We start from the raw sequence: 23,519 nt of genomic DNA, 5'->3' as shown, positions 1-23,519 counted from the left end.
CCCCCGCACCATGACCTCGCACCATGAACGGAATCCTCATGCGACGACTCCTGGTCCCCGCAGCGCTGCTCCTCCCCCTGACCCTCCTGCTCACCTCCTGCGGAGGGGAATCCGCCGCCGACACGGGCGCGCGCACCGACGGCTCGGGCTCCGTCACCCTCTCCGTGGGCGACCAGAAGGGCGGCTCCGAGGCCATCCTGCGGGCCGCCGGCGAGCTGAAGAACCTGGACTACCGGATCAAGTGGTCGACCTTCACCTCCGGCCCACCCCTGCTGGAGGCGGTCAACGCCGGGGCCGTGGACGTCGGTGGCGTAGGCAACACCCCGCCCGTCTTCGCGGCGGGCGCCGGCTCCAAGATCACGGTGGTGGCCGCCTGGCACGGCACGTCACGGGGCGACACCATCCTGGTCCGCAACGACTCCGAGCTGACCAGTCCGAAACAGCTCAAGGGCAAGTCCGTGGCCGTCGCCCAGGGCTCCTCCGCCCATTACCAACTGGTCGCCTCCCTCGAAGCCGCCGGGCTCCGTCTGAAGGACATCAAGGTCAAGTACCTCCAGCCGGCCGACGCGCTCGCCGCGTTCAACTCCGGCAAGGTCGACGCCTGGGCGGTCTGGGACCCGTACACCTCGCAGGTCCTCCAGGGCAAGCAGGGCCGGGTGCTCACCACCGGCGACGGTGTCACCAACGGCCTCTCCTTCCAGGTCGCCGCGCCCGCCGCGCTGCGGAACTCCAAGAAGGCCGCCGCCGTCAAGGACTACCTGGCCCGGCTGCGGCGCGCACAGGACTGGGTGCACGGCCACCAGGAGGCGTGGGCCAAGGTGTGGGCGAAGGACACCGGTCTGCCGTACGACGTGGCGCTCGCCTCCGTACGCCGTACCAACGCCACGCGTGTCGCCGTCGCCGTGGACAAGCCCCTGATCGCCTCCGAGCAGCGGATCGCCGACGCCTTCACCGAGCTGAACCTCATCCCGAAGAAGGTCGACTTCGGCGACTTCGTGGACCCCCGCTTCAACGGCGACCTGCCGCCCTCCACCACTCCGGCCAAGCACTGACACGGGAGGCCCCCCTCATGACCGTACGACTCCACTGGTTCCTGCCGACCGGCGGCGACGGCCGCACCCTCGTCGACCGGCACGCCTACGGCTCCAACATCGGCCGCGAGACCCGCGGTCTGCGTACCCCCGACATCGAGTATCTGGCGCAGATAGCCAAGGCGGCCGAGCAACTGGGCTTCGAGGCGGTGCTCACCCCGACCGGCACCCGGTGCGAGGACGCCTGGCTGACCACGGTGGCCCTCGCCCAGCACACCGAACGCCTGAAGTTCCTGGTCGCCTTCCGTCCCGGCCTCCTCTCGCCCACTCTGGCCGCCCAGATGGCCGCGACCTACCAGCGCCTGACCCGCGGCCGGCTCCTGCTCAACGTCGTCACCGGCGGCGACTCGGCCGAACAGCGCCGCTTCGGCGACCACCTCGACCACGACCGGCGCTACGAACGCACCGACGAGTTCCTGTCCGTCGTACGCGGCGTCTGGCAGGGCGAGCCCTACGACTTCCACGGCGCCCACTACGACGTGGACGGCGGCCTCACCTCGCTCCCGCCGGACCCGGTGCCGGAGATCTTCTTCGGCGGTTCCTCCCAGGCTGCCGGTCCAGTGGCCGCCCGCCATGCGGACGTGTACCTGACCTGGGGCGAGCCGCCGGCCCAGGTGAAGGAGAAGACCGACTGGATTCGGTCACTGGCCGAGCGGGAGGGGCGCACGGTCCGGTTCGGCATCCGGCTGCACACCATCTCCCGCGACTCCTCCGCCGACGCGTGGTCCACGGCGAACCGGCTCCTCGACGACCTGGACTCCGACACCATCGCCGCCGCCCAGGCCGCCCTGGGCCGCAGCGAGTCCGTCGGCCAACGGCGGATGCTGGAGCTGCACGGCGGTTCCCGCGACCAGTTGGAGATCTACCCCAACCTCTGGGCAGGCGTCGGCCTGGTCCGGGGCGGCGCGGGCACCGCCCTGGTCGGCAGCCACGCGGAGGTCGCCGACCGGATCGAGGAGTACCACGCCCTCGGCGTCGAACATTTCGTGCTCTCCGGATATCCGCACCTGGAGGAGGCGTACTGGTTCGGCGAGGGCGTGATCCCCGAGCTGGCCGCCCGCGGGCTGCTGTCCCCCGACACCGCGTCCCGGGTCACCGGGCGCCCGGCCCCGCTACTCGTCGCCCGCGGCCGCTGAGCCCTGCGGGCCGCACTCGCGCCTGGCCGCCCCGGCCGCTCACTGGGGCGGCCGGGTGACCGGACTGTGGCTCCCGGTCGGCGTGCCGGACCGGGTCTCCGCCTTCTGCTGGGCGTTGAAGTCGGCCACGTTCCGCAGATGCTGGGTGTAGTCGGCGGTGAAGCGTGTGTCGCCGGGCTTGACGGTGACGAAGTACAGCCAGTCCCCCTTCGGCGGGTTGGCCACCGCCCGCATCGCGTCCTCGCCGGGGTTGTCGATCGGCGTCGGCGGCAGCCCCATGCGCTGGTAGGAGTTGTACGGGCTCTCGATCCGGGTGTCGTTGATGCTGGTGTGGATGGTGTTGCGTTTCAGGGCGTAGTTGAGGGTCGAGTCCATCTGGAGCGGCATCCCGCGCTCCAGCCGGTTGAAGACGACGCGGGCCACCTTCCCCATGTCGCTCTTGGTGGCCGCCTCGGCCTGCACGATGCTCGCAACGGTGACCGCCTCGTAGACGTTCATCGCGTTCCGCTGCGCTCCCGCCGCGACCGGTGCGCCGTTGAACCGCCGGTTGGCCGTCTCGACCATCTGCCGGAGCAGCGACTCGGCGGTGGTGTCGTCGGTGAGGGTGTAGGTCGCCGGGAAGAGGTAACCCTCCGGGTTTCCCTCCGCTGCGGACTCCAGCTTGAGCCCCGCCTTGGCAACGGTCTTCTGGGCGCTGCCAGGCGGCAGTGTGAGCGCCTTGTCGATCGCGTCGTAGATCTGGCTCGCGCGCCAGCCTTCCGGGATGAGCAGGGTCCTGGGCTCGTCGTCCCCGAATCCTCCCAGGCTCAGCGGCACCACCACGGCGGTGCCGGCCAGGACGGCGCCGACCCCGACGAGGGCGAGTCTGCCCCGGCGGGTCAGTCGCATCATGCTCCGTGACCGAGTCTTCGTCTGCATGCGGGCACGGTAATACGCATATGACCGCAAACCCGACATATATTCAGCTTGTCGGTTTCTGATCGCCCGTCATGACGGCAATTCGGTCGGCCGGTTCGAGCTGAGCGTCCCGGCGCACCAGGGCCGCGTAGCGGCCGTCGCTGTCCAGCAGTTCGTCGTGCGTGCCCAGTTCGGCGACCCGGCCGGAGTCGAGGACGGCTATCTGGTCTGCGTCCCGGACGGTCGAGAGCCGGTGGGCGATGGTGATGGTCGTCCGGTCGGCCGACAGGGCGTCGATCGCTTGCTGGACGGCCGCCTCGGTCCGGGTGTCGAGGGCACTGGTCGCCTCGTCGAGGATGAGTACGGGCGGGTCGCGCAGGATGGTGCGGGCGATGGCCAGGCGCTGCTTCTCCCCACCGGAGAACCGGTGTCCGCGTTCGCCGACGACGGTGTCGTACCCGTCCGGCAGGGCGGTGATGTGGTCGTGGATCTGGGCGGCGCGGGCCGCCGCGTACAGCTCGTCGTCGGTGGCGTCGGGCTTGGCGAAGCGGAGGTTGTCGGCGACGGAGGCGTGGAAGAGGTAGGTCTCCTGCGCGACGACACCGACCGCGCGGGCCAGGGTGTCGAAGTCGAGGTCACGGACGTCCACGCCGTCCACGGTGACGCGGCCTCCGGTGACGTCGTACAGCCGGGGCACCAGACAGCCGAACGTCGACTTTCCGGCACCGGTCGGCCCCACCACGGCGAGGCTCCCGCCGGCGGGCACGGTGAGGTCGATGCCGTCGAGGACCGGTCCGCTCTTGTCGTCGTACCGGAACTCGACCCCCTCGAAGCGGACCTCGCCCTTGATCTCGTCGAGGTGGACGGGGTCCACCCGCTCGGTAATGTCGATGGGCAGGTCGAGGTACTCGAAGATGCGCTGGAAGAGCGCGAGCGACGTCTGGATCTGGACGCCGGTGGACAGCAGGCTCACGGCGGGCCGGAAGAGACCCTGCTGGAGCGAGACGAAGGCGACCAGCGTGCCCAGCGAGACTCCGGGGCCGCCGAACTGGAGGGCCAGACCCGCCGCCCAGTAGATGAACGCGGGCATCGCCGCCATGACGATGGTGATCACCGCCATGCGCCAGCGGCCCGCCATGCTCGCCCTGACCTCCAGGTCGACCAGACGCTCGGACTCCTCCGCGAAGCCGGCGGTCAGGGAGTCGCTGCGGCCCATGGTGCGACCGAGCAGGATGCCGCTGACGGACAGCGACTCGGTGACGGTGGCGGCCATGACGGCCATCTGTTTCTGCCGCCGGGTGGTGATCTTCTTGCGCTCGTCGCCGACCCGGCGGCTGATCCACACGAACACCGGGAGCAGCACCAGCGAGACGAGTGTGAGCCGCCAGTCCAGGGCGACCATCGCCACGATCGTAGCGACCACGCTGGTGGTGTTGGAGACCAGGGAGGTGGCGGTGGAGGTGACGGTGGCCTGCATGCCCCCGATGTCGTTGGCGATGCGGGACTGCACCTCGCCGGTGCGGGTGCGGGTGAAGAAGGCGAGGGACATCCGCTGGAGGCGGCCGTAGACGGCGGTGCGCAGGTCGTGCATGACGCGCTGGCCGACGGTGGTCGAGATCAGCGTCTGGAGGACGCCGAAGACGCTGGAGAGGACAGCGCTGAGGATCATGCCGAGCGCGAGCAGGCTCAGCAGTCCGGTGCGGCCCTGCGGGATGGCGACGTCGAGGATCTCGCGCAGGAGGAAGGGGGTGGCCACCGACACCAGCGAGGAGGCGCCGACCAGCAGGCCGACGACGGCGAGCCGGCCACGGTAGGGACGGAAGAGTTCGAGGATGCGGCGCACCTGCCGGGGTTGCTCCACGGTGTCGGGTGGCGGCGTCCAGGACGTTTCTCGTTCGTGGTTCAAAGGACTCCTAGGAAAGCGAGAAGGGCCGGACCGACGGGCGGCCGACTCTGGCTCGATGAGCATAGCTCATTGTTACCCATACTCACAATGAACGGGGTCCTGATATTGTTCCCGCATGACGACCCCAGACCCCGAGGGCGTGCTCGCCGAGCAGTTGCTACGGCTGACCCGCCGGGTGCACCGCATCCAGAAGCGCCATCTCGAGTGGCGTGATCTGGGCGTCACTCCCGCCCAGTCCCGCCTGTTGCGCACGCTCGCGCACTACGACTCGCCGCCGCGCATGGCCGACCTCGCCCAGCGCCTCGAAGTGGTGCCCCGTGCGGTGACGACCCTGGTCGACGGCCTCGAAGCGCACGGAAAGGTGCGCCGGGTGCCGGACCCCTCCAACCGGCGAGTCACCCGGATCGAGCTGACGGACGAGGGCCGCGCCACCCTGAGCGAACTGCACGGAGCACGCCGTTCCGCCGCCGAGGAGATCCTCGCCCCGCTCACCGAGAAAGAGCGGCAGGTGCTCGGTGTCCTGCTGGACACCCTGGTCGACGGGTAGATCCCGACGCGGTGAATCCCCGTTCCCCTACCCCGATGACCCGGGCGTAGCGGGGCTGCGGCGCCTGGCCGGAACCCGGTGCGGGTCGTGCCACACCGGAAAAACCGTTTGAAATTCACCTCCGCGCAAGGCGAACCTTTCACGGCTCGCCGCCGCCTCCGGGTGCCGCCGCAGCATGCCCTTCCGTGACACGAGCCACTGGGACGCCATGCAGATCCAAGACCTTCCGTACTCAGATCCAGGCGTACCCGACGCGCGGTCCGGTCCCCGCCTGCTGTGGTGGCTCGGCCGCAACCAGTTGGGCGGGCAGTGCAGGGCGCTGTTGTGGGGCATGCTCCACTTCGCCTCGGTCTGCGCCCTGCCCTTCTGCGTCGGCCTGGCCGTCCAGGCGGCCGTCGACCGATCCGCCGGCCGACTCGCCCTGACGGGTGGCCTGATGCTGCTGTGCGGTACGGCCATCGCGCTGGGCGACACCTTTCTGCACCGCGCCGCCGTCACCAACTGGATCACGGCGGCCGCCCGCCTCCAGCAACTCCTGGCACGCAAGGCCGCGTACCTAGGGTCCGCGCTGACCCGACGGGTCGCGGCGGGTGAAGTGGTCACCGTGTCGACGGGTGACGTGGAGAAGCTCGGATGGTTCGTCGAGGCGGTGTCCCGCTTCACCGCGGCCGCGCTGACGGTCGTCGCGGTCTGCGTCGCGCTGTTGGTCTACCAGCCGGCTCTGGGCGTGGTCGTCGCCGTGGGCCTGCCGGTGGTCGCGCTCGCGGTACTGCCCCTGCTACCGAGGGCCACCAGCCGGGCCGACATCCAGCGAGAGAAGGCCGGCCGCGCGACCGAGCTGGCCTCGGACACCGTCGCGGGCCTGCGGGTACTGCGCGGCATCGGTGGCGAGGAGCTGTTCCTCGACCGCTACCGCCGCGCCTCGCAGGAGGTACGCCATGCCGCCGTACGCAGCGCCCGGATGTGGTCGGTCATCTCCGCCCTCCAGGTACTGCTGCCGGGCCTGCTGCTGATCGTGGTCGTCCTGCGCGGTGTCCAACTGGCCCGCGAGGGCCGGATCACGGTCGGTGAACTGGTCACCGTCTACAGCGCCGTCATGATCGTCAACTATCCGCTGCGGCACTTCATGGAGATCGCCATGGCGTACTCCTTCTCCCGGCCCTCCGCCCAACGGGCCGCGCGGGTGCTGTCGTTGGAACGCCTCACGGACACCGAAGGCTCACGCGCGACCGAGATGCCGCGCGGCGACCTGTTCGATCCGGCCACCGGCCTCCGCGCGCCCGCACACGGGTTCACCGCGGTGGTGTGCGGCGACCCCGACTTGGCAGGGCGGCTCGCGGATCGCCTGGGCGGCCACGCCGCCGACCCCGGCCCGTCGGTACTGCTGGGCGGAGTGCCGCTGGACGAGCTTCCTCTGGACCAGGCCCGCACCGTCGTCCTGGTCCAGGACAAGGACCCGGTGCTGCTGTCCGGCACCCTGCGCGAGCTCCTCGACGTACCCGCCTCCGGTGCCGTACGCGCTGAGGACGCGCTGGCGGCCGCCCAGTGCGCGGATGTACTGGACGCCCTGGTGCAGGGGTCGTTCGACGCGTCGGACCCGATGGACACGCGGATCACCGAGCGCGGACGCTCCCTGTCCGGCGGCCAGCGCCAGCGTCTCGCCCTGGCCCGTTCCCTCGTCGCCGATCCGGAGGTCCTGGTGCTGGACGAACCGACCTCCGCCGTGGACTCGCACACCGAGGCGAGGATCGCGGACGGGCTGCGCCGGCTGCGCTCGGGCCGCACGACCGTGGTGCTCACCTCCTCACCGCTGCTGCTGGACCGCGCCGACGGCGTCGTCTTCCTCCACGAGGGCGAGGTCGCGGCGACCGGCGGACACCGCGAGCTGATCGGCACCGAACCCCGGTACCGCGCCGTCGTCACGCGCGAGACCGAGGACGAGCAGCGCGAGACAGCAGCCAAGGACACCTCGCCCCCGCCTCCCCCACGGGAACGGCAGGGCACCTCCGACGGAGCCGCTCTCCTGGGCGCTCTCGAACCGCTCGAAGAGATCGAGGAAAGCGCATGATCGGCGTAGCGCCACCGGCCTACGATCCAGCGGCCCCGACGACCGCCACCACCCTGCCGGTCGGCGCGGCATCGACCGTGCGCGACTACGTGTCGGAGCTGTTCCGCCGCCATCGCCGGGCCTTCCTGCTGCTCATCGGCGTCAACACCATCGCGGTCGTCGCCTCCATGGTGGGCCCGTACCTGCTCGGCGGCCTGGTCGAACGGGTCGCCGACCGGGCTTCCCACCTTCAATTGGGCCTGACCATCGGCCTCTTCGTGCTCGCGTCGGTCGTACAGGCGCTCTTCACGCTGCAAGTGCGGTTGCGCGGGGCGATGCTCGGCGAGCAGATGCTGGCCGATCTGCGCGAGGACTTCCTCGTCCGCTCGGTCCGGCTGCCTCCGGGTGTGCTGGAGCGGGCCGGGACGGGCGACCTGCTCTCCCGCATCACCACCGACATCGACCGTCTGTCCAACGCCATGCGGGAGGCGGTTCCCGAGTTGGCAATCGGTGTCGTGTGGGCGCTGCTGCTGCTCGGCGGCCTCGTCGCCACGGCCCCACCGCTCGCGGCCGCCGTCCTGCTGGCGGTGCCGGTGCTGGTGGCCGGGTGCCGCTGGTACTTCAGGCGCGCCCCCTCCGGCTACCGCTCGGAGGCCGCCGGGTACGCGGCCGTCGCCGCCTCGCTCGCCGAGACCGTGGACGCGGGCCGCACGATCGAGGCCCACCGCCTCGGCGCTCGCCGGGTCGCTCTCTCGGACCGGCGTATCAAGGAATGGACCGCTTGGGAGCAGTACACATTGTGGCTCCGCTCGGTGCTGTTCCCCGTGATCAACGCCGTCCACATCATCGTGCTGGGTTCCGTCCTCATGGTCGGCGGTGTCTTCGTCCTGCGGGGCTGGATGGACGTGGGGCAGCTCACCACGGGCGCGCTGATCGCCCAGATGCTGGTCGACCCGATCAATCTCATCCTGCGCTGGTACGACGAGGTGCAGGTCGCCCAGGTGTCACTGGCCCGGCTCGTCGGGGTACGGGACATCGAGCCGGACGCCGGTGACGCCTCGCTGGTGCCGGACGGGCGGGACGTGGACGCCGACCGGGTGCACTTCGGCTACCGCGAGGGCGTCGACGTGCTGCGCGCAGTCTCCCTGCGGGTCGCGCCGGGCACCCGGCTGGCGCTGGTCGGCCCCTCGGGCGCGGGCAAGTCCACGCTGGGCAGGCTGCTCGCCGGTGTCTACGCGCCTCGGGCCGGCCATGTCACCCTGGGCGGCGCCGAGCTGTCCGGGATGCCGGCCGAACGCGTCCGGTCGCATGTCGCCCTCGTCAACCAGGAGCATCACGTCTTCGTCGGCTCCCTGCGCGACAATCTTCTGCTGGCCCGCACCGAGGCGCGCGACGCCGAGCTGTGGGCGGCACTGGGCGCGGTCGACGCGGACACCTGGGCACGGGCGCTGGAAGCGGGGCTGGACACCGAGGTCGGTTCCGGTGGTCTGCCGCTGACTCCGGCGCAGGCCCAGCAGATCGCACTGGCCCGGCTGGTGCTGGCCGACCCGCACACGCTGGTGCTGGACGAGGCGACCTCTCTCCTCGATCCCCGCGCCGCCCGTCACCTGGAGCGTTCGCTGTCCCGGGTCCTCGACGGACGCACAGTGGTCGCCATCGCCCACCGTCTGCACACCGCTCATGACGCCGACGTGATCGCGGTCGTCGAGAACGGCCGCATCAGCGAGCTGGGCAGCCATGAGGACCTGGTCGCGGCGGACGGGGCCTACGCGGCGCTCTGGCGTTCCTGGCACGGGTGAGAGACGGTCCACCGGGCCCGGCCGGAGCTGGGGGGTGTAGCGGGTCGGCGGCCGCTTCTCCCCCACTACCGAGCGTTGCCGTTGCGCGGTCCCGAACCGGGGTGGAAGGCTGGATGAAGGCACCGGACCCGGAATCCGGGGGACGTTTTCCCGGCCGTTCCGTGGGACAGCAGGGTCGTGTGTGCCGATGGGCCCGCGCCCGTTCTCACGGCGTCGGGTCGTGCTTACCGGATGGAGGTCTACGTGAACAGCGCCGACGGATGGGGTGACGACGTCTACCAGCCCGACACCGACGAGATCCAGGAGGACTCGGGGGTGCTCGACGTCGAGGACACGCTGGACGTCGACGGTGTCGACGATCCCCTCGACCGGGGCTGGTCCCCTCCCGAGCGGCCCTGGGCGGTCGAGCACGACGGGGTGACGGCGGCGGAACGCGCGGCCGGCGAGACCCTCGACCAGCGGCTCGCCGAGGAGCTGCCCGATGCGGCCGCCCCCGACGGCGACGGCCTGGGCGACGTCGAGGACACCGACGGCGAACTGATCGACAACGAGGTCGGCCTCCGGCGCTCCGGCCGCCTGGTGGCTCCCGACGAGGGCGCGCACGAGGACGACGAGAGCGCGCTCGTGGCCACGGACGTCGGCATCGACGGCGCCGCCGCATCCGCCGAGGAGGCCGCCGTCCACATCGTCGACGAGGACTCCCTCCCCGGCTGATCCGGAAGCCTCCCGCCCCACCGATTCGTGCGAGGAGCCGCCATGCAGCAGGACAAACAGCCCGCGTACCGTCCGGTCGTCTTCCGCGACCGCTCGGCGGGCTACGCCTTCCTCACCCGGTCCACCGCCGGCAGCGAGCAGACCATCGAGTGGGACGACGGCGAGACGTACCCGGTGATCGATGTGGAGATCTCGTCCGAGAGCCACCCTTTCTACACCGGCAAGGCACGCACGCTGGACAGCGAGGGCCGCATCGACCGGTTCGAGCGCCGGTACGGAGGGCAGCGCCCCGACACGGGCGCCTGACGGGGAGCGGTCCGCCCGACGGACCAGATGAATGCGACGGATCAGATGAAGTTGAGCGCCGCCGCGCCGCCCACTCCGCCGAGCAGCATGAACGCGGGCATCAGCACGCGCAGCTCGACCCAGCTCCCCGCCCGGAAGCGCAGCACCTTCGGCGGCCCGATCGGGTACCAGCGCTTGCGGCCGACGGGGATGGGCCACAGGACGGGGCATCCGGAGACGGTCAGCGCGTCGCCGATGTCGTGGACCAGGGCCCCCAGCACCACCGGCAGCCCCAGCCACATGTACGCCTGGCCCGGCTCGCTGAACAGCCAGTCGGCACCCTGACCCGGCTTGTCCAGCGTCCCGGCCAGAATCCAGGCGCTGGTCGCCGCGAGCAGCCAGACCAGCACATCGCTGCTGGAACCACGTGCCGCCCGCCAGAGCAGACCCTCGATGGCCAGCACCATGTGCACGAACAGAATGGCCAGGACGCCCCAGCGGCCACAGGTGATCGCTGTTACGGAGCTGCCCACCCCGATCAGGACCGCCCACAGCCAGGTGTGCGTGAGCGTGCGGTGACCGCCCGTTCGGCGCGCGTCTCCCGGCTTCCGGGTGGCCTTGTAGACGGCGTACGACAGCTTGTCGACGATCTCGCAGATCCAGCGGGACACCGGTCCGAAGGCCCGCGAGATGGTGGCCGCCTTGTGGTCCAGGTCGGGGGCGAGGGCAGCGCCCGCGCAGACCAGGGAACCCACGAGCAGGACCGGCCAGGGCATCGGGTACCCGAAGGCGGCGGCCGCCGCTCCGACACCAAGCCAGGCCGCGGCCCCCGACAGTGAGTGTGCTGGTCCCATCATGGCCGCGTCCCGCCCCATTCCTCGTGTGCCGCTGTCCAGTTGACCTGCGGTGCTGATGCTCCGTCGGCGACATAGCGTAGCCTCCATGATCTTGACGTCCGCAGCCGATTCCCCGGTTGACGGCATGGGCAGGCAAGATGGGGTCGTGACCCTCATCGATCAGCTCCCGCGGACCGCCGACCCCGACGCCCTGTACGAAAACTTCGAGTCGTGGGCCCAGGATCGCGGCCTCACCCTCTATCCCCACCAGGAAGAGGCGCTGATCGAGGTCGTGTCCGGGGCGAACGTGATCGTCTCGACGCCCACCGGTTCCGGCAAGAGCATGATCGCCGCCGGCGCGCACTTCGCGGCGCTGGCCCGTGACGAGGTCACCTTCTACACCGCTCCGATCAAGGCCCTGGTGTCGGAGAAGTTCTTCGAGCTGTGCAAGATCTTCGGCACCGAGAACGTGGGCATGCTGACCGGCGACGCCTCCGTCAATGCCGACGCGCCGGTGATCTGCTGCACGGCCGAGGTGCTGGCGTCCATCGCGCTGCGGGACGGCAAGGACGCCGACATCGGCCAGGTCGTGATGGACGAGTTCCACTTCTACGCGGAGGGCGACCGGGGCTGGGCCTGGCAGATCCCGCTGCTGGAGCTGCCGCAGGCGCAGTTCATCCTGATGTCGGCCACGCTCGGTGACGTGTCGTTCTTCGAGAAGGACCTCACCCGCCGCACCGGGCGTCCCACCGCGGTCGTCCGTTCGGCCACCCGTCCGGTACCGCTCTCCTACGAGTACCGCCTCACCCCGCTCACCGAGACGCTCACCGAGCTGCTGGAGACCAGGCAGGCTCCGGTGTACATCGTGCACTTCACGCAGGCGCAGGCCGTGGAACGCGCGCAGGCGCTGATGAGCATCAACATGTGCACCCGCGAGGAGAAGGACCGGATCGCCGAGCTGATCGGCAACTTCCGCTTCACCACCAAGTTCGGCCAGAACCTGTCCCGCTACGTACGGCACGGCATCGGCGTCCACCACGCCGGCATGCTGCCCAAGTACCGGCGTCTGGTGGAGAAGCTGGCCCAGGCCGGGCTGCTGAAGGTCATCTGCGGCACGGACACGCTCGGCGTCGGCGTCAACGTGCCCATCCGCACGGTGCTGTTCACCGCCCTGACGAAGTACGACGGGAACCGGGTGCGCACGCTGCGTGCTCGCGAGTTCCACCAGATCGCGGGACGGGCCGGACGCGCCGGCTTCGACACCGCCGGACTCGTCGTCGCGCAGGCGCCCGAGCACGTGATCGAGAACGAGAAGGCCCTCGCCAAGGCGGGGGACGACACGAAGAAGCGCCGCAAGGTGGTGCGCAAGAAGGCTCCGGAGGGCTTCGTCGGCTGGACGGAGAATACCTTCGAGAAGCTGATCGCGTCCGAGCCCGAGCCCCTGACCTCGCGGTTCCGGGTGACGCACACCATGCTGCTGTCGGTGATCGCCCGCCCGGGCAACGCCTTCGAGGCCATGCGCCATCTGCTGGAGGACAACCACGAGCCGCGCAAGCAGCAGCTCCGGCACATCCGCCGGGCGATCGCCATCTACCGTTCGCTGCTGGACGGCGGCATCGTCGAGAAGCTCGACAAGCCGGACGCCGAGGGCCGCATCGTCCGTCTCACGGTCGATCTCCAGCAGGACTTCGCGCTCAACCAGCCGCTGTCCACGTTCGCGCTCGCGGCCTTCGAACTCCTCGACCCCGAGTCGCCGTCCTACGCCCTCGACATGGTGTCCGTCGTCGAGTCCACCCTGGACGACCCGCGCCAGATCCTGGCCGCCCAGCAGAACAAGGCACGCGGCGAGGCCGTGGCCCTGATGAAGGCGGACGGTGTCGAGTACGAGGAGCGCATGGAGCGGCTCCAGGACATCAGCTACCCCAAGCCGATGGAAGAGCTGCTCTTCCACGCCTACGACACCTACCGCAAGAGCCACCCCTGGGTCGGCGACCACCCGCTGTCGCCCAAGTCGGTCGTCCGCGACATGTACGAGCGCGCCCTGTCCTTCACGGAACTGGTCTCCCTCTACGAGCTGGCCCGCACCGAGGGCATCGTGCTGCGCTACCTCGCCAGTGCCTACAAGACCCTGGACCACACGATCCCGGACGACCTGAAGTCCGAGGATCTCCAGGACCTCATCGAGTGGCTCGGTGAAATGGTCCGCCAGGTCGACTCCAGCCTCCTGGACGAGTGGGAGCAGCTCGCCAACCCGGAGGTGATGACCGCCGAGGAGGCCCAGGAGAAGGCCGACGAGGTGAAGCCCGTCACTACCAACGCCCGCGCCTTCCGCGTGCTCGTCCGCAACGCCCTCTTCCGCCGCGTGGAGCTGGCCGCTCTGGACCAGGTCGACGAACTCGGCGAGATGGACGCAGACTCCGGCTGGGACGCGGACGCGTGGGGCGAGGCCATGGACAAGTACTGGGACGAGTACGAGGACCTCGGAACCGGCCCCGACGCCCGCGGCCCGAAGCTGCTGGTGATCAAGGAGGAGCCGCAGGACAAGCTGTGGCGCGTCCGTCAGATCTTCGACGACCCGAATGGTGACCACGACTGGGGCATCAGCGCGGAAGTCGATCTCGCCGCTTCCGACGCGGAGGGCCGTGCGGTCGTCCGTGTCACCGATGTCGGCCAGTTGTGAGCACAGGAGAAACCCACCGATGACGAATCCGGCCGAGAGCCTGGTCGATCTGCTCGACCTGGAGCAGATCGAGGTCAACATCTTCCGCGGCCGCAGCCCGCAGGAGTCCCTCCAGAGGGTCTTCGGCGGCCAGGTGGCGGGCCAGGCGCTGGTCGCCGCGGGGCGCACCACCGAAGGCGACCGCCCCGTGCACTCCCTGCACGCGTACTTCCTGCGTCCGGGCCGGCCGGGCGTGCCGATCGTGTACCAGGTGGAGCGGGTCCGTGACGGACGCTCGTTCACTACGCGCCGGGTCACGGCCGTGCAGCAGGGTCGCACGATCTTCAATCTGACCGCCTCCTTTCACAAGCCTGAGGAAGGACCGTTCGAGCACCAGCTTCCGCCCGCCCGGGTGGTGCCGGACCCGGAGTCGCTGCCGCCCGTCGCCGAGGAGATCCGGAAGCATCTGGGCGCGCTCCCGGAGCAGTTGGAACTGATGGCGCGCCGCCAGCCCTTCGACATCCGCTATGTCGACCGGCTGCGCTGGAATACGGACGAGATCGAGGGTGCCGAGCCGCGCAGCGCGGTGTGGATGCGGGCGGTCGGGCCGCTCGGCGACGACCCGCTGATCCACACCTGCGCGCTGACCTACGCCAGCGACATGACCCTGCTCGACGCGGTCCGCATTCCGGTGGAACCGCTGTGGGGGCAGCGGAACTTCGACATGGCGTCGCTGGACCACGCCATGTGGTTCCACCGTCCGTTCCGCGCCGACGAGTGGTTCCTGTACGACCAGGAGTCCCCGATCGCCATCGGCGGCCGCGGCCTGGCACGCGGGCGCATCTACGACGTGCACGGGCAACTGCTCGTGTCGGTCGTCCAGGAGGGCCTGTTCAGGTCTCTCTAGCGTGATGGCCGGCCGGTGCGCTCCGGGGGCTTCTGCGGCGTAGCCAGGTCAGCAGCCCCCGGTGCGGTCGCGGGCCGTTGGCTCCGGCCGCGTGACCGCTTCGCGGCAGCGGAGAGACCGGGGCGTCGGAGCATGTCGCGGCCCAAGGGGCCCGCGTCGCCTCCAACTGCCGCGCCAGGTCCGCGCTCAGCCAGGCGATCTCGTCCGCGTCCTGCGCGGTCATGATCTGCTCGGCGAGGAGCGCGGAGGGTGAGCCAGGCGCGCCGTGTTCGGGCAGGGTGGGCCCCAGGCGGTCCAACCTGGCCCGTTCATAAGGGATTTTGACGATCTTCGCGATCTCCTCGCCCGGCAGGAAGGCGGCGATGGCTCCGGCTCGCACCCAGGGGTCTTCGGCCTGCCGGAGCAGGAATCCGAGGTGACGCCCCCGCCAGTTCCTCGGGCGCAGGTCGAGCCCGGCCGTCAACTGGCTCCTGAGTGTCTCGGGCGTCCTGCCCGTGATCAGATCGGTGTGCTCACCATTCGCCATGAATTCCCGCAGTTCCTCGGCGAGATACAGCCACACCACGGCTCGGTACCGGTTGAGGTAGAAGCGCACCGGCACCAGCAGTCCGAGGCGGGCGAGCCTGGCGAACCTGCCTTCGGAGACGCCCATCAGCGAGGCGCCCTCCTTGGTGCCCACCACCCGTACCCGCTCGCGGAGTGTCCGGGGAAAGCCGGGCTGCGTCTGGAGGCGGGTGATCTCGGTCCGGGCGACCCGTCGGCCGCCGCTTCCTCCGTCGGACACGGTGCGGATGCGGCCCAGCTCGACGGCCAGGTCGAACTCGTAGCGCGTGAGACCCAGTTCCCGGGCGGCGCGGCTCGGTGCGCAGAGCGCGGGGCGCTCCGGGGTCAGGGTGGTCACGGTTGCGATGGTGGTTCCCGGCATGGCTGTGCTCCCCCGTGGAGTGGTCGGCTCACGCCCTGCGCGTTCGCCGTGCACACACCGTAGCCATTTCTATGCAATCCGTGTCGGGCCTGTGGATAACCCTCCGGACTCCCGAATCCGCAGGTCAGAGTTCGGACACCGGCGAGTGTTCGGGCTGCCGGGCATTCACGCCGAGGTGTTCGCCGACCCGGTTCACGAGCAGGGTCATCTCGTAGGCGATCTGACCGATGTCCGCCTCCGCACCGCTGAGCAGGCACAGGCAACTGCTGGGGCCGGCCGCGGTGACGAAGAGTACGGCGTCGTCGTACTCGATCATGGTCTGCCGGACGCGGCCCGCGCCGAAGTGGCGCCCCGAGCCCTTGGCGAGGCTGTGCAGTCCGGAGGACACGGCCGCCAGATGTTCCGCGTCCTCGCGCCGTAGTCCGGTACTCGCCCCGGTGACCAGTCCGTCGTTCGAGAGCACCAGCGCGTGCCGCACGTGGTCCACGCGCTGGGTGAGATCGTCCAGGAGCCAACCCAGTCCCTGGTTCTGCGCCATGTTCGTTCTCCCCGTGTGGCCTCTCCCCCTGGCTGGAGGAGCTTTCCGCAAGCCTTCCCCACCTCCGGCGTCCGGGCAAGCAGGATGGGCTCATGGCACACAAGATGACCGACGAGGAATGGCGGGCATTCGTCTCGCACGGCACCCGAACCGGCAAGCTGGCAACCGTAAGGGCCGATGGAAGCCCTCATATCGCCCCGATCTGGTTCCTGCTCGACGGTGACGAGCTGGTCTTCAACACCGGTGAGGAGACAGTGAAAGGGCGCAATCTCGCCCGTGACCCGCGGGTCGCGCTCTGCGTGGACGACGACCGGCCGCCGTTCTCGTTCGTGGTGCTGAACGGTCAGGCCCGGGTGTCCGAGGATCTGGACGAGATCCACCGGTGGGCCACCCGGATCGCCGCGCGGTACATGGGCGAGGACCGCGCCGAGGAGTTCGGCGCCCGCAACGGCGTTCCGGGTGAACTGCTGGTGAGGGTGCACATCGACCATGTGGTGGCCGTGCAAAACCTCGCGGACTGAGGCGGCCTCAGCTCACCGAGTCGAGAAGCCGGGCGGTGTGCATGCGCCCGGCGTACTCGACGAGGCGGATCAGCACTTCCTTGCCGGAGTCGCGGTCGCGTGCGTCACAGAGCACCACCGGCGTGCCCTGGTCCAGGTCGAGGGCGCGTGAGACGTCGTGGGCGCCGTAGGGGCGTGCGCCTGGGAAGCAGTTGACGGCGACGACGAACGGGATGCGCCGGTGCTCGAAGTAGTCGACCGCCGGAAAGCAGTCCTCCAGGCGGCGGGTGTCGGCGAGGACCACCGCTCCGAGAGCCCCTTGCGAGAGTTCGTCCCAGATGAACCAGAAGCGGTCCTGTCCCGGTGTGCCGAACAGGTAGAGCGCCAGGCCGGAGCGGATGGTGATGCGGCCGAAGTCCATCGCCACGGTGGTGGTGACCTTGTGGTCCACGCCGTCGGTGTCGTCCACCAGTTGGCCCGCCTCGCTGAGCAGTTCCTCGGTGCGCAGCGGCCGGATCTCGCTGACGGAGCCGACCAGCGTGGTCTTTCCGACGCCGAATCCCCCCGCCACCAGAATCTTCAGCGCCAGGGCGGAGATGTCGTCGGCGGCTTCGACGTGCTCAGAGGCCATGATCACTTCTCTCGGGAGGGCCGGCTGCGGTCGACGTGCTCGGGCGTGAGGTCAGCATCATGACAACTTCGACACCGCCTCGGGGGTTCGGACTGAAAAGCACCAGATATGACTGACTTCCGGCCGATCGATCACCGGAAGCGTGCGGAACGGTGGCCGGAGAGGCGCCAGGCCGGTCGTGGACGTTCATCTACAGGGCCCGCAGCCCTTCGATGACCTCGCGCAGAATCCGCTCGTCCGGCAGATGCGCGGGCGGCACCGGGCGGCTGACGGTGACGCAGCCCAGTTCCAGCAGATCGCCCAGGAGTACGCGGACCACGCCGACGGGCAGGTCCGCGTCGGCCGCGAGTTCCGCGACCGACTGTGTCTCGGTGCGGCACAGTTGGATCAGCGTCCGGTGTTCCGGGCCGAGCGCGCTGCCGTCGTCCATTACCGGCGCGGCGGGGTCGAGGGTGACCAGTGCGATGAGGTCGAAGGGCACCCCGGTCGGGCCTGGCTGGGTGCGGCCGCCGGTCATGGCGTAGGGGCGCACCAGGGGCCCGGCCTCGCCGTCGTACCACTGGCTGCCCTCGTCGCGGAGGTCGCCCGGTGGGTTCTCGGTCATCCGTTTCGGCCTTCCCGGTCAGCCTGCCGCGGGCGGCCGTGAGGCGATGCGCGGTGCCGCGTAGAGGTGTTCGCCCACGCGTCTGACCAGGCGTGCCATTTCGTAGGCGACCAGGCCGATGTCGGCGGTGGCGGCCGTGAGGACGGCGAGGCAGGAGCCGTCGCCGGCGGAGACCACGAAGAGGAAGGCGTCGTCCAGCTCCACCATGGTCTGCCGGACACCGCCCGCGCCGAAGTGGCGTCCGGTGCCCTTGGCCAGGCTGTTGAAGCCGGAGGCGACGGCGGCGAGATGTTCGGCGTCGTCGCGGCCGAGGCCGGTGGAGGCGCCGACAGCCAGGCCGTCGTTGGAGAGCACGACGGCGTGGCGTACTTCGCCCACCCGCCTGACCAGGTCGTCCAGAAGCCAGTCGAGTTCGCCGGATCGCTGGTTCGCGGTCGTGTTCGGCTCCTGGATCATGCCGGTTCTCCTTCGGTGCTTTCGCTGCCCGTTGCGGGCGCTGGTGCGACGCGGCCGGGACGGCGGCCGCCGCCGCGCACCCAGCCGTCGCGGTAGGCCGCCATGTGGTCCCGCACGACTTCCGGGGTGCGTCCCTCGTCGCCGGATGGTTCGGGGTCCGCTGCCGGTTCGGCGGGGCGCTCCTTGCGGAGCTGGGGTGCGAGGCTCGCCTGGCGCACGCGGCGTGGGAGGTCGTCCGAGGTATCGGAGTCGGTGGGCGGGCGGTGGGGCCTCAAGGTGGTGACTCCGGGAGGCGGGGTGTCGGGGGCGGGTTCGGCGGGCGGTGGCACGGTGACGGCCAGCGCGGGTCGCTCGGTCGGGGTGGTCACCGCGGCAGGGGCGGGCACCTCGGGCACGCGCGCGTACTCAGGTTCCCGCTCCTGAGGTACCGGGTTTGGCTCGGCGGGCTGCTCCGCGGTTCCTTGGTGGACCAGGGCGGTGGGCAGCAGCACGACCGCGGTGGTACCGCCGTACGGGGAGGTGCGCAGGTGCACCTTGATGCCCTGGCGGGCCGCGAGTCTGCTGACCACGAAGAGGCCGAGGCGGTCGCTGTCGAAGAGGTCGAGTGCCTCGGACTGCTCGATGCGCCGGTTGGCCTCCACGAGCGTCTCGGCACTCATGCCGAGGCCCCGGTCCTCGACCTCGAGGACATAGCCGTTGCCGACCGGTTCGCCGGAGACGCGCACGCGCGTGTGGGGCGGTGAGAACTGGGCGGCGTTCTCGACCAGTTCCGCCAGCAGGTGGGTGAGGTCGGCCACGGCCGCCCCGATGACGGCCGCCTCGGGGAGCTGACGGACCTCGACGCGCGCGTAGTCCTCGATCTCGGAGACGGCCGCGCGGACGACGTTGGTCAGGGACACCGGCATGCGCCAGGCCCGGCCGGGTGCGGCTCCGGAGAGGATGATCAGACTTTCGGCGTGGCGCCGCATGCGCGTGGTGAGGTGGTCGAGCCGGAACAGGTCGCTCAGCTCGTTCGGGTCGTCGGAGCGACGCTCCATGCTGTCCAGCAGACTGAGCTGTCGGTGGACCAGCACCTGGCTGCGACGGGCGAGGTTGACGAAGACCCCGGAGATGCCGCTGGCGAGTTCGGCACGTTCGACCGCGGCGTGCAGGGCGGCCCGGTGCACCGTCGTCAGGGCCTCCGCCACCTGTCCGGTCTCGTCTTCGGCGGGTGGTCCGGCGGGCGCCTCGGCCCGGATGTCGATCTCCGCACCGGCCCGGAGTTTCCGCATGGCCGTCGGGAGTTTACGGCGGGCGATGTCCAAAGCGTCGTTGCGCAGACTCACCAGCTCGATCACGAGCGCGCGGCCGATCCGGACCGAGATCACCAGCGAGGCGACGACCGCGGCCAGGCCGAAGAGCACGGCGGCGCCGGCCGGGCTCAGCACGCCGTGCGCGAACGGGTCGGCGCGGCCCGCGACCGCCCGGCTCGTGTCCGCCGCGATGCTGCTCATGTCGGCCTGCACGCGAGCGTGGGCGGTGGCCCACGCCGAACCGGGTGCCGTGTCGACCCCCTTGACGCCGGAGCCGGCGGCAAGGACGCGGTCCTCGGAGGTGGTGAGGGCGAGGTAGGCACTGCTGTGGGCGACGCGGTTCCAGGCCGCGCGCTGGGCAGCGGGCAGGTCGGCGACGGCCACCTGGGTGAGGGCGCGCCGGTTGGCGACGGCACCGTCCAGCAGCAGGATGCGCCGGCCGCCGAGCGTGTCGTCCGGGCGCGTGCTGCCGAGGACGGCGTTCTCCTGGGCCAGCGCTTCGGCTGCCCGGGAGAATTCGAGCAGCACGCGCGCGTCGGAACCGGCGTCGGCCCCCTGGATACCGGAGAGCGCTCCGTCCACGGCGAACGCGGCGTCGATGGTCCTGGAGTACCGGTCGTACGCCTTCGACCAGTCCGCCTCGCGGCCCAGCACGGCGTTGCGCAGTGGGCGGAGCTGCTCGACACCGCCGACGAAGGTCTCCAGACGGCTGCCGACTCCCGCGGGGAGCTGCTGTCCGGCGGCGACGGTGCTGTCGTCACCGAGTCGCAGCTTCGCCACCGCCCGGTCGGTGGTGGCCGCGAGCCCGCGAAGGTCGTTCGCGCGTGCCGCGTCCGGTCCGGCGGCGTATCGCACGGCGGCGGCCCGTTCGGCTTGCAGCGCGGCGACGGCGACCGCGACGGGCGTACGCAGCTCGGCGTCGACCTGCTGGGACTGGCGCAGTTTGGCCACGTCCTGAGCGGTGGTCACGGTGGCGTACGCCCACAGCGCGAGGAGCGAGACCACCGGCACCATCAGGAGACAGACCACCTTGGCGCGAACGGTCCGGGGGCGCATGTGCCAGCGACTCGCGCGCGGGGGCGCGTAGTCCGGTGCCATGTCGAGGTACGCCTCGGGCCCCTCGTCGGCCGGGGGCCCGGCGTGGGCGCGCCGGCCGCGCGGCGGGATCGGGGACTGCGCCGGTGGTCCGGCCTTCGGGGTGCTACGGGGTGGGCGCATGGCCTCCTCGCTCGGGCAGTGGGTCGGGGCTCTCGGGCGGGGTCTCCGCTAGCGGGCGGCGCCTTCGACGGGCCGTTGGGCGGTGGCGGACGCCTGGCGCTCGTCCGCCGAGGGCGAGAGGGCGACGAAGGCCGAGGTGATGAAGAGGTAGGAGCCGAGGACCACGGCGAGCGGGAAGATGAACTGCATGGCCGTGGCGCCCGGCAGGGTCGCGCCGGAGGGGTCGACCTGGACGCTCACCGCGAACATGCCGCTGTAATGCATGCTGCTGACCGCCGCCCCCATGACCAGGGAGGCGAGGGTGACCGCGAGCGGGGACTTGATGTTCAGGGCCGCCCAGAGCGCGGCCGTCGCGGCGACCACCGCGATCACGATGGACAGCCCGACGAGCACGGGGTCGTAGGTCACGTCCCCGTGCAGCCGGACGGCGGCCATGCCCAGGTAGTGCATGCTGGCGACGCCGAGGCCGGTGGTGAGGCCACCGAGCAGGAGGGCACGGTTGCGGTCCTTGCTGTAGCCGACGGCGAAGACGCCCGCGCACACGACGACCATGGCGACGACGAGGCTCAGGATCGTCAGGGGCACGTCGTAGCGGATGTCGGTGCCGCTGACGCGGAAGCCGAGCATCGCCACGAAGTGCATGGTCCAGATGCCGGTCCCGATCGCCGAGGCGGCCGTGATCAGCCAGTTGCGGCGGGCCCGGCCGGTCGTGGCCAGCGCGCGCACGGTACAGCGCAGGCCGAGTGCGGCGCCGATGCAGGCCATCGCATACGAGAGCGCGGGGGTGAGCCAGCCGAAGGCCGCGTGGTCAAGGTGTCCCATGGCCCACGGACGCTAGCCGGGGCAGGGGCGTACATAGGGGGCGCGTTTCGAAAGCCGTCACAACTTGACACAGCGGGTGTCCGAACATGACGTGGAGTTGCGGTGAAAGGACCACCTCGCGGCCTATCCATGTGCGCGCGGCGTCAACGGGGACGGTGAGAGATCATCGGAGTATGAGTGACGACCACACACACGTGCAGGAGTTCTTCACCGCGCGGGCGGCGGACTGGGACAGCAAGTTTCCCGAGGACGGGCCCGCCTATGCGGCGGCGGTGTCCGAGATGGGGCTGGACGCGGGCGAGCGGGTGCTCGACGCGGGGTGCGGCACGGGCCGCGCGCTCCCGTCGCTGCGCGCCGCCGTGGGGTCGTCCGGGACGGTGATCGGCGCCGATCTCACCCCGGCCATGCTCCAGGCCGCCGCGCAGGCGGGGCGCGACCGGGAGGGTGCCCTACTGCTCGCGGACGTCACGGCTCTGCCCCTGCGGACAAAGTCCCTGGACGCCGTCTTCGCGGCGGGTCTGATCGCCCACCTTCCTGAGCCGGGCGAGAACCTGCGCGAGCTGGCCCGCGTGGTGCGGCCCGAGGGCACGCTGGCGCTGTTCCACCCCATCGGCCGGGCCGCGTTGGCCGCTCGTCAGGGCAGGCAGCTCACACCCCAGGACCTGCGGGCCGAGGCCAACCTGGGTCCTCTCCTGGCGCGTTCCGGGTGGCGCATGACGTCGTACGTCGACGAGCCCGGCTACTTCCTCGCGCTGGCGGTTCGCGAGTCCTGAGGCCGGACCGGCTGCGGCTGCTCGCCTCAGTCCACCGCGTCGGTCAACTTCACCTGCCTCACCGGGCAGCCGCCCATTCCCGGCACCGGGTGCGTGCCCAGATCGGCGGTGCGGTAGCCGTTCGGGTAACTCTTGATCTCCCAGTTCTGGCGGGCGAAGTGCGGGGCGCGGCGCGGAGGCAGCAGCCTGACCAGTCGTCCGCGGGCCCTTACGGCACGGCGTACCAGGGAGGTGGCGGTCGCGCTCGGCGCCTCGTAGCGGAAGGCACGCAGCAAGGGCTCGTCGAGGAGGGCGAGAGTCGCCGTCCTCAACAGCGGTGCGAGCGGGCCGGGGTACCAGGAGACCATGAGGTCGAGCGTCGCGTCGGACACCTGCCGGGACCGTTCGTCCCAGGCGAAGTGCTCCTTCTCGTAGACGTCGAGGAGAGCCTCGAACTCGTCGAACGTCTCCGGGATGTCGGGGATGCCCATGTGGCGCCCGAGGGTGCGGTAGTACTCGGTGGTGGCGACGATCTCGTGCCGGGACAGCCGCCGCCAGCCATAGGTGTCGATCCAGCGTCTGGGCATGACGACGAAGGTCGACAGCACGTAGCGCATGTCGTCGTCGCTGATGTCGTAGCTGCGGTGCATCTGGTTGATGCGCCGGATCGCGGTACGGCCTTCGCGGGCGGCGAAGCCGTGCTCCATGACCGCGTCGAGAAGCAGGGCGGTGTCGTCGTACCGCCGCTGTGCACGGTCGGTCAGTTCGGCCGTCTCCGCGAGCAGCCGGCCGATGGCGGGGACGGCGTAGGTGCGGTAGAGGGCCAGTTCCAGCGCTCGTGTGTAGTCCCAGGGGAATTCGAACGCGGCACTGAGCCGGTAGATCTCCGGGGCGTCGGCCACCGGGTCCATCCGCCGGATCTGGTCGAGCCGCTCGAAGCGTTTCACCGGGAGCCCC

General features: G+C 70.6%; 22 protein-coding genes. 11 read left to right on the top strand and 11 right to left on the bottom strand.

Annotation, left to right across the window (positions count from 1 at the left end):
* The first annotated feature begins 38 nt into the window (after window positions 1-38).
* Both ACZ3HQ_RS20740 and ACZ3HQ_RS20735 read left to right on the top strand, forming a co-directional pair.
* A complete protein-coding gene (locus ACZ3HQ_RS20740; RefSeq protein WP_467512908.1) occupies window positions 39-1,052 on the top strand; it encodes an ABC transporter substrate-binding protein in 1,014 nt (337 codons plus the stop codon).
* Window positions 1,053-1,069: 17 nt separating this feature from the next.
* On the top strand, window positions 1,070-2,227 hold the full coding sequence (locus ACZ3HQ_RS20735) for an LLM class flavin-dependent oxidoreductase (protein ID WP_467512906.1): 1,158 nt from the start codon (window positions 1,070-1,072) through the stop codon (window positions 2,225-2,227).
* A gap of 39 nt (window positions 2,228-2,266) precedes the next feature.
* Here the strand turns inward: ACZ3HQ_RS20735 and mltG are convergent, their stop codons facing one another.
* Entirely contained in the window at window positions 2,267-3,145 is an 879-nt protein-coding gene (gene mltG, locus ACZ3HQ_RS20730; RefSeq protein WP_467512905.1) for an endolytic transglycosylase MltG, read from the bottom strand.
* 43 nt (window positions 3,146-3,188) lie between these two features.
* Window positions 3,189-4,967, bottom strand: coding sequence for an ABC transporter ATP-binding protein (locus tag ACZ3HQ_RS20725; RefSeq protein ID WP_467513538.1), 1,779 nt, complete (start codon window positions 4,965-4,967; stop codon window positions 3,189-3,191).
* Window positions 4,968-5,145: 178 nt separating this feature from the next.
* On the opposite strand from ACZ3HQ_RS20725, the gene ACZ3HQ_RS20720 reads away from it, so the two are divergent.
* The 5 genes from ACZ3HQ_RS20720 to ACZ3HQ_RS20700 all read left to right on the top strand — a co-directional run bounded on the left by ACZ3HQ_RS20720 (window position 5,146) and on the right by ACZ3HQ_RS20700 (window position 10,443).
* Window positions 5,146-5,577: a MarR family winged helix-turn-helix transcriptional regulator gene (locus tag ACZ3HQ_RS20720; RefSeq protein ID WP_467512903.1), complete on the top strand. Its 432-nt coding sequence runs from the start codon at window positions 5,146-5,148 to the stop codon at window positions 5,575-5,577.
* A gap of 208 nt (window positions 5,578-5,785) precedes the next feature.
* Window positions 5,786-7,645 carry an ABC transporter transmembrane domain-containing protein gene (locus ACZ3HQ_RS20715; RefSeq protein ID WP_467513536.1) on the top strand — a complete coding sequence of 620 codons (1,860 nt, stop codon included), beginning with the start codon at window positions 5,786-5,788 and terminating at the stop codon, window positions 7,643-7,645.
* Entirely contained in the window at window positions 7,642-9,423 is a 1,782-nt protein-coding gene (locus ACZ3HQ_RS20710; RefSeq protein ID WP_467512902.1) for an ABC transporter ATP-binding protein, read from the top strand. Before ACZ3HQ_RS20715 ends, ACZ3HQ_RS20710 begins: the two co-directional genes overlap by 4 nt.
* Window positions 9,424-9,666: 243 nt before the next feature.
* A complete protein-coding gene (locus ACZ3HQ_RS20705) occupies window positions 9,667-10,137 on the top strand; it encodes a DUF5709 domain-containing protein (protein WP_467512900.1) in 471 nt (156 codons plus the stop codon).
* A gap of 42 nt (window positions 10,138-10,179) precedes the next feature.
* Window positions 10,180-10,443, top strand: a complete 264-nt coding sequence (locus tag ACZ3HQ_RS20700; RefSeq protein WP_467512898.1) for a type B 50S ribosomal protein L31 — start codon at window positions 10,180-10,182, stop codon at window positions 10,441-10,443.
* Between the two features lie 41 nt (window positions 10,444-10,484).
* On the opposite strand, the gene ACZ3HQ_RS20695 is transcribed toward ACZ3HQ_RS20700, so the two are convergent.
* Entirely contained in the window at window positions 10,485-11,279 is a 795-nt protein-coding gene (locus tag ACZ3HQ_RS20695; protein WP_467512896.1) for a metal-dependent hydrolase, read from the bottom strand.
* A gap of 145 nt (window positions 11,280-11,424) precedes the next feature.
* On the opposite strand from ACZ3HQ_RS20695, the gene ACZ3HQ_RS20690 reads away from it, so the two are divergent.
* Complete coding sequence (locus ACZ3HQ_RS20690; RefSeq protein WP_467512895.1) at window positions 11,425-13,938, top strand: DEAD/DEAH box helicase; 2,514 nt, start codon at window positions 11,425-11,427, stop codon at window positions 13,936-13,938.
* A 19-nt stretch (window positions 13,939-13,957) separates the two neighbouring features.
* The gene (locus ACZ3HQ_RS20685) at window positions 13,958-14,824 is read left to right on the top strand and encodes an acyl-CoA thioesterase (protein WP_467512894.1); all 867 of its coding nucleotides are present in this window, start codon (window positions 13,958-13,960) and stop codon (window positions 14,822-14,824) included.
* Here ACZ3HQ_RS20685 and ACZ3HQ_RS20680 read toward each other — a convergent pair.
* Both ACZ3HQ_RS20680 and ACZ3HQ_RS20675 read right to left on the bottom strand, forming a co-directional pair.
* Window positions 14,811-15,749 (bottom strand): DUF6397 family protein, encoded by a 939-nt coding sequence (locus ACZ3HQ_RS20680; protein ID WP_467512892.1) that lies wholly within the window; start codon window positions 15,747-15,749, stop codon window positions 14,811-14,813. The two genes, ACZ3HQ_RS20685 and ACZ3HQ_RS20680, sit on opposite strands and share 14 nt — an antisense overlap.
* A 124-nt stretch (window positions 15,750-15,873) precedes the next feature.
* Window positions 15,874-16,287 carry a roadblock/LC7 domain-containing protein gene (locus ACZ3HQ_RS20675; protein WP_030803533.1) on the bottom strand — a complete coding sequence of 138 codons (414 nt, stop codon included), beginning with the start codon at window positions 16,285-16,287 and terminating at the stop codon, window positions 15,874-15,876.
* 92 nt (window positions 16,288-16,379) lie between these two features.
* Here ACZ3HQ_RS20675 and ACZ3HQ_RS20670 point away from each other — a divergent pair, with 92 nt between their 5' ends.
* The gene (locus tag ACZ3HQ_RS20670) at window positions 16,380-16,808 is read left to right on the top strand and encodes a PPOX class F420-dependent oxidoreductase (protein ID WP_467512890.1); all 429 of its coding nucleotides are present in this window, start codon (window positions 16,380-16,382) and stop codon (window positions 16,806-16,808) included.
* Window positions 16,809-16,815: 7 nt separating this feature from the next.
* On the opposite strand, the gene ACZ3HQ_RS20665 is transcribed toward ACZ3HQ_RS20670, so the two are convergent.
* The 5 genes from ACZ3HQ_RS20665 to ACZ3HQ_RS20645 form a co-directional block, all read right to left on the bottom strand.
* The gene (locus tag ACZ3HQ_RS20665; protein ID WP_031180290.1) at window positions 16,816-17,418 is read right to left on the bottom strand and encodes a GTP-binding protein; all 603 of its coding nucleotides are present in this window, start codon (window positions 17,416-17,418) and stop codon (window positions 16,816-16,818) included.
* A gap of 190 nt (window positions 17,419-17,608) precedes the next feature.
* Window positions 17,609-18,022, bottom strand: coding sequence for a DUF742 domain-containing protein (locus tag ACZ3HQ_RS20660; RefSeq protein ID WP_467512888.1), 414 nt, complete (start codon window positions 18,020-18,022; stop codon window positions 17,609-17,611).
* 18 nt (window positions 18,023-18,040) lie between these two features.
* Entirely contained in the window at window positions 18,041-18,478 is a 438-nt protein-coding gene (locus ACZ3HQ_RS20655) for a roadblock/LC7 domain-containing protein (RefSeq protein ID WP_467512887.1), read from the bottom strand.
* Window positions 18,475-20,988 (bottom strand): sensor histidine kinase, encoded by a 2,514-nt coding sequence (locus tag ACZ3HQ_RS20650; RefSeq protein ID WP_467512886.1) that lies wholly within the window; start codon window positions 20,986-20,988, stop codon window positions 18,475-18,477. Before ACZ3HQ_RS20650 ends, ACZ3HQ_RS20655 begins: the two co-directional genes overlap by 4 nt.
* 48 nt (window positions 20,989-21,036) lie before the next feature.
* Window positions 21,037-21,810, bottom strand: a complete 774-nt coding sequence (locus tag ACZ3HQ_RS20645; protein WP_467512884.1) for an MHYT domain-containing protein — start codon at window positions 21,808-21,810, stop codon at window positions 21,037-21,039.
* Between the two features lie 173 nt (window positions 21,811-21,983).
* Between ACZ3HQ_RS20645 and ACZ3HQ_RS20640 the strand changes: the two genes are divergently transcribed.
* Window positions 21,984-22,583, top strand: coding sequence for a class I SAM-dependent methyltransferase (locus ACZ3HQ_RS20640; RefSeq protein WP_467512883.1), 600 nt, complete (start codon window positions 21,984-21,986; stop codon window positions 22,581-22,583).
* Between the two features lie 26 nt (window positions 22,584-22,609).
* On the opposite strand, the gene ACZ3HQ_RS20635 is transcribed toward ACZ3HQ_RS20640, so the two are convergent.
* Window positions 22,610-23,509, bottom strand: coding sequence for an oxygenase MpaB family protein (locus ACZ3HQ_RS20635; protein ID WP_467512882.1), 900 nt, complete (start codon window positions 23,507-23,509; stop codon window positions 22,610-22,612).
* Between the last annotated feature and the right edge of the window lie 10 nt (window positions 23,510-23,519).

This window comes from Streptomyces sp. NPDC018263 (assembly GCF_055562575.1).
This window is presented reverse-complemented; position numbering and strand designations above follow the sequence as displayed.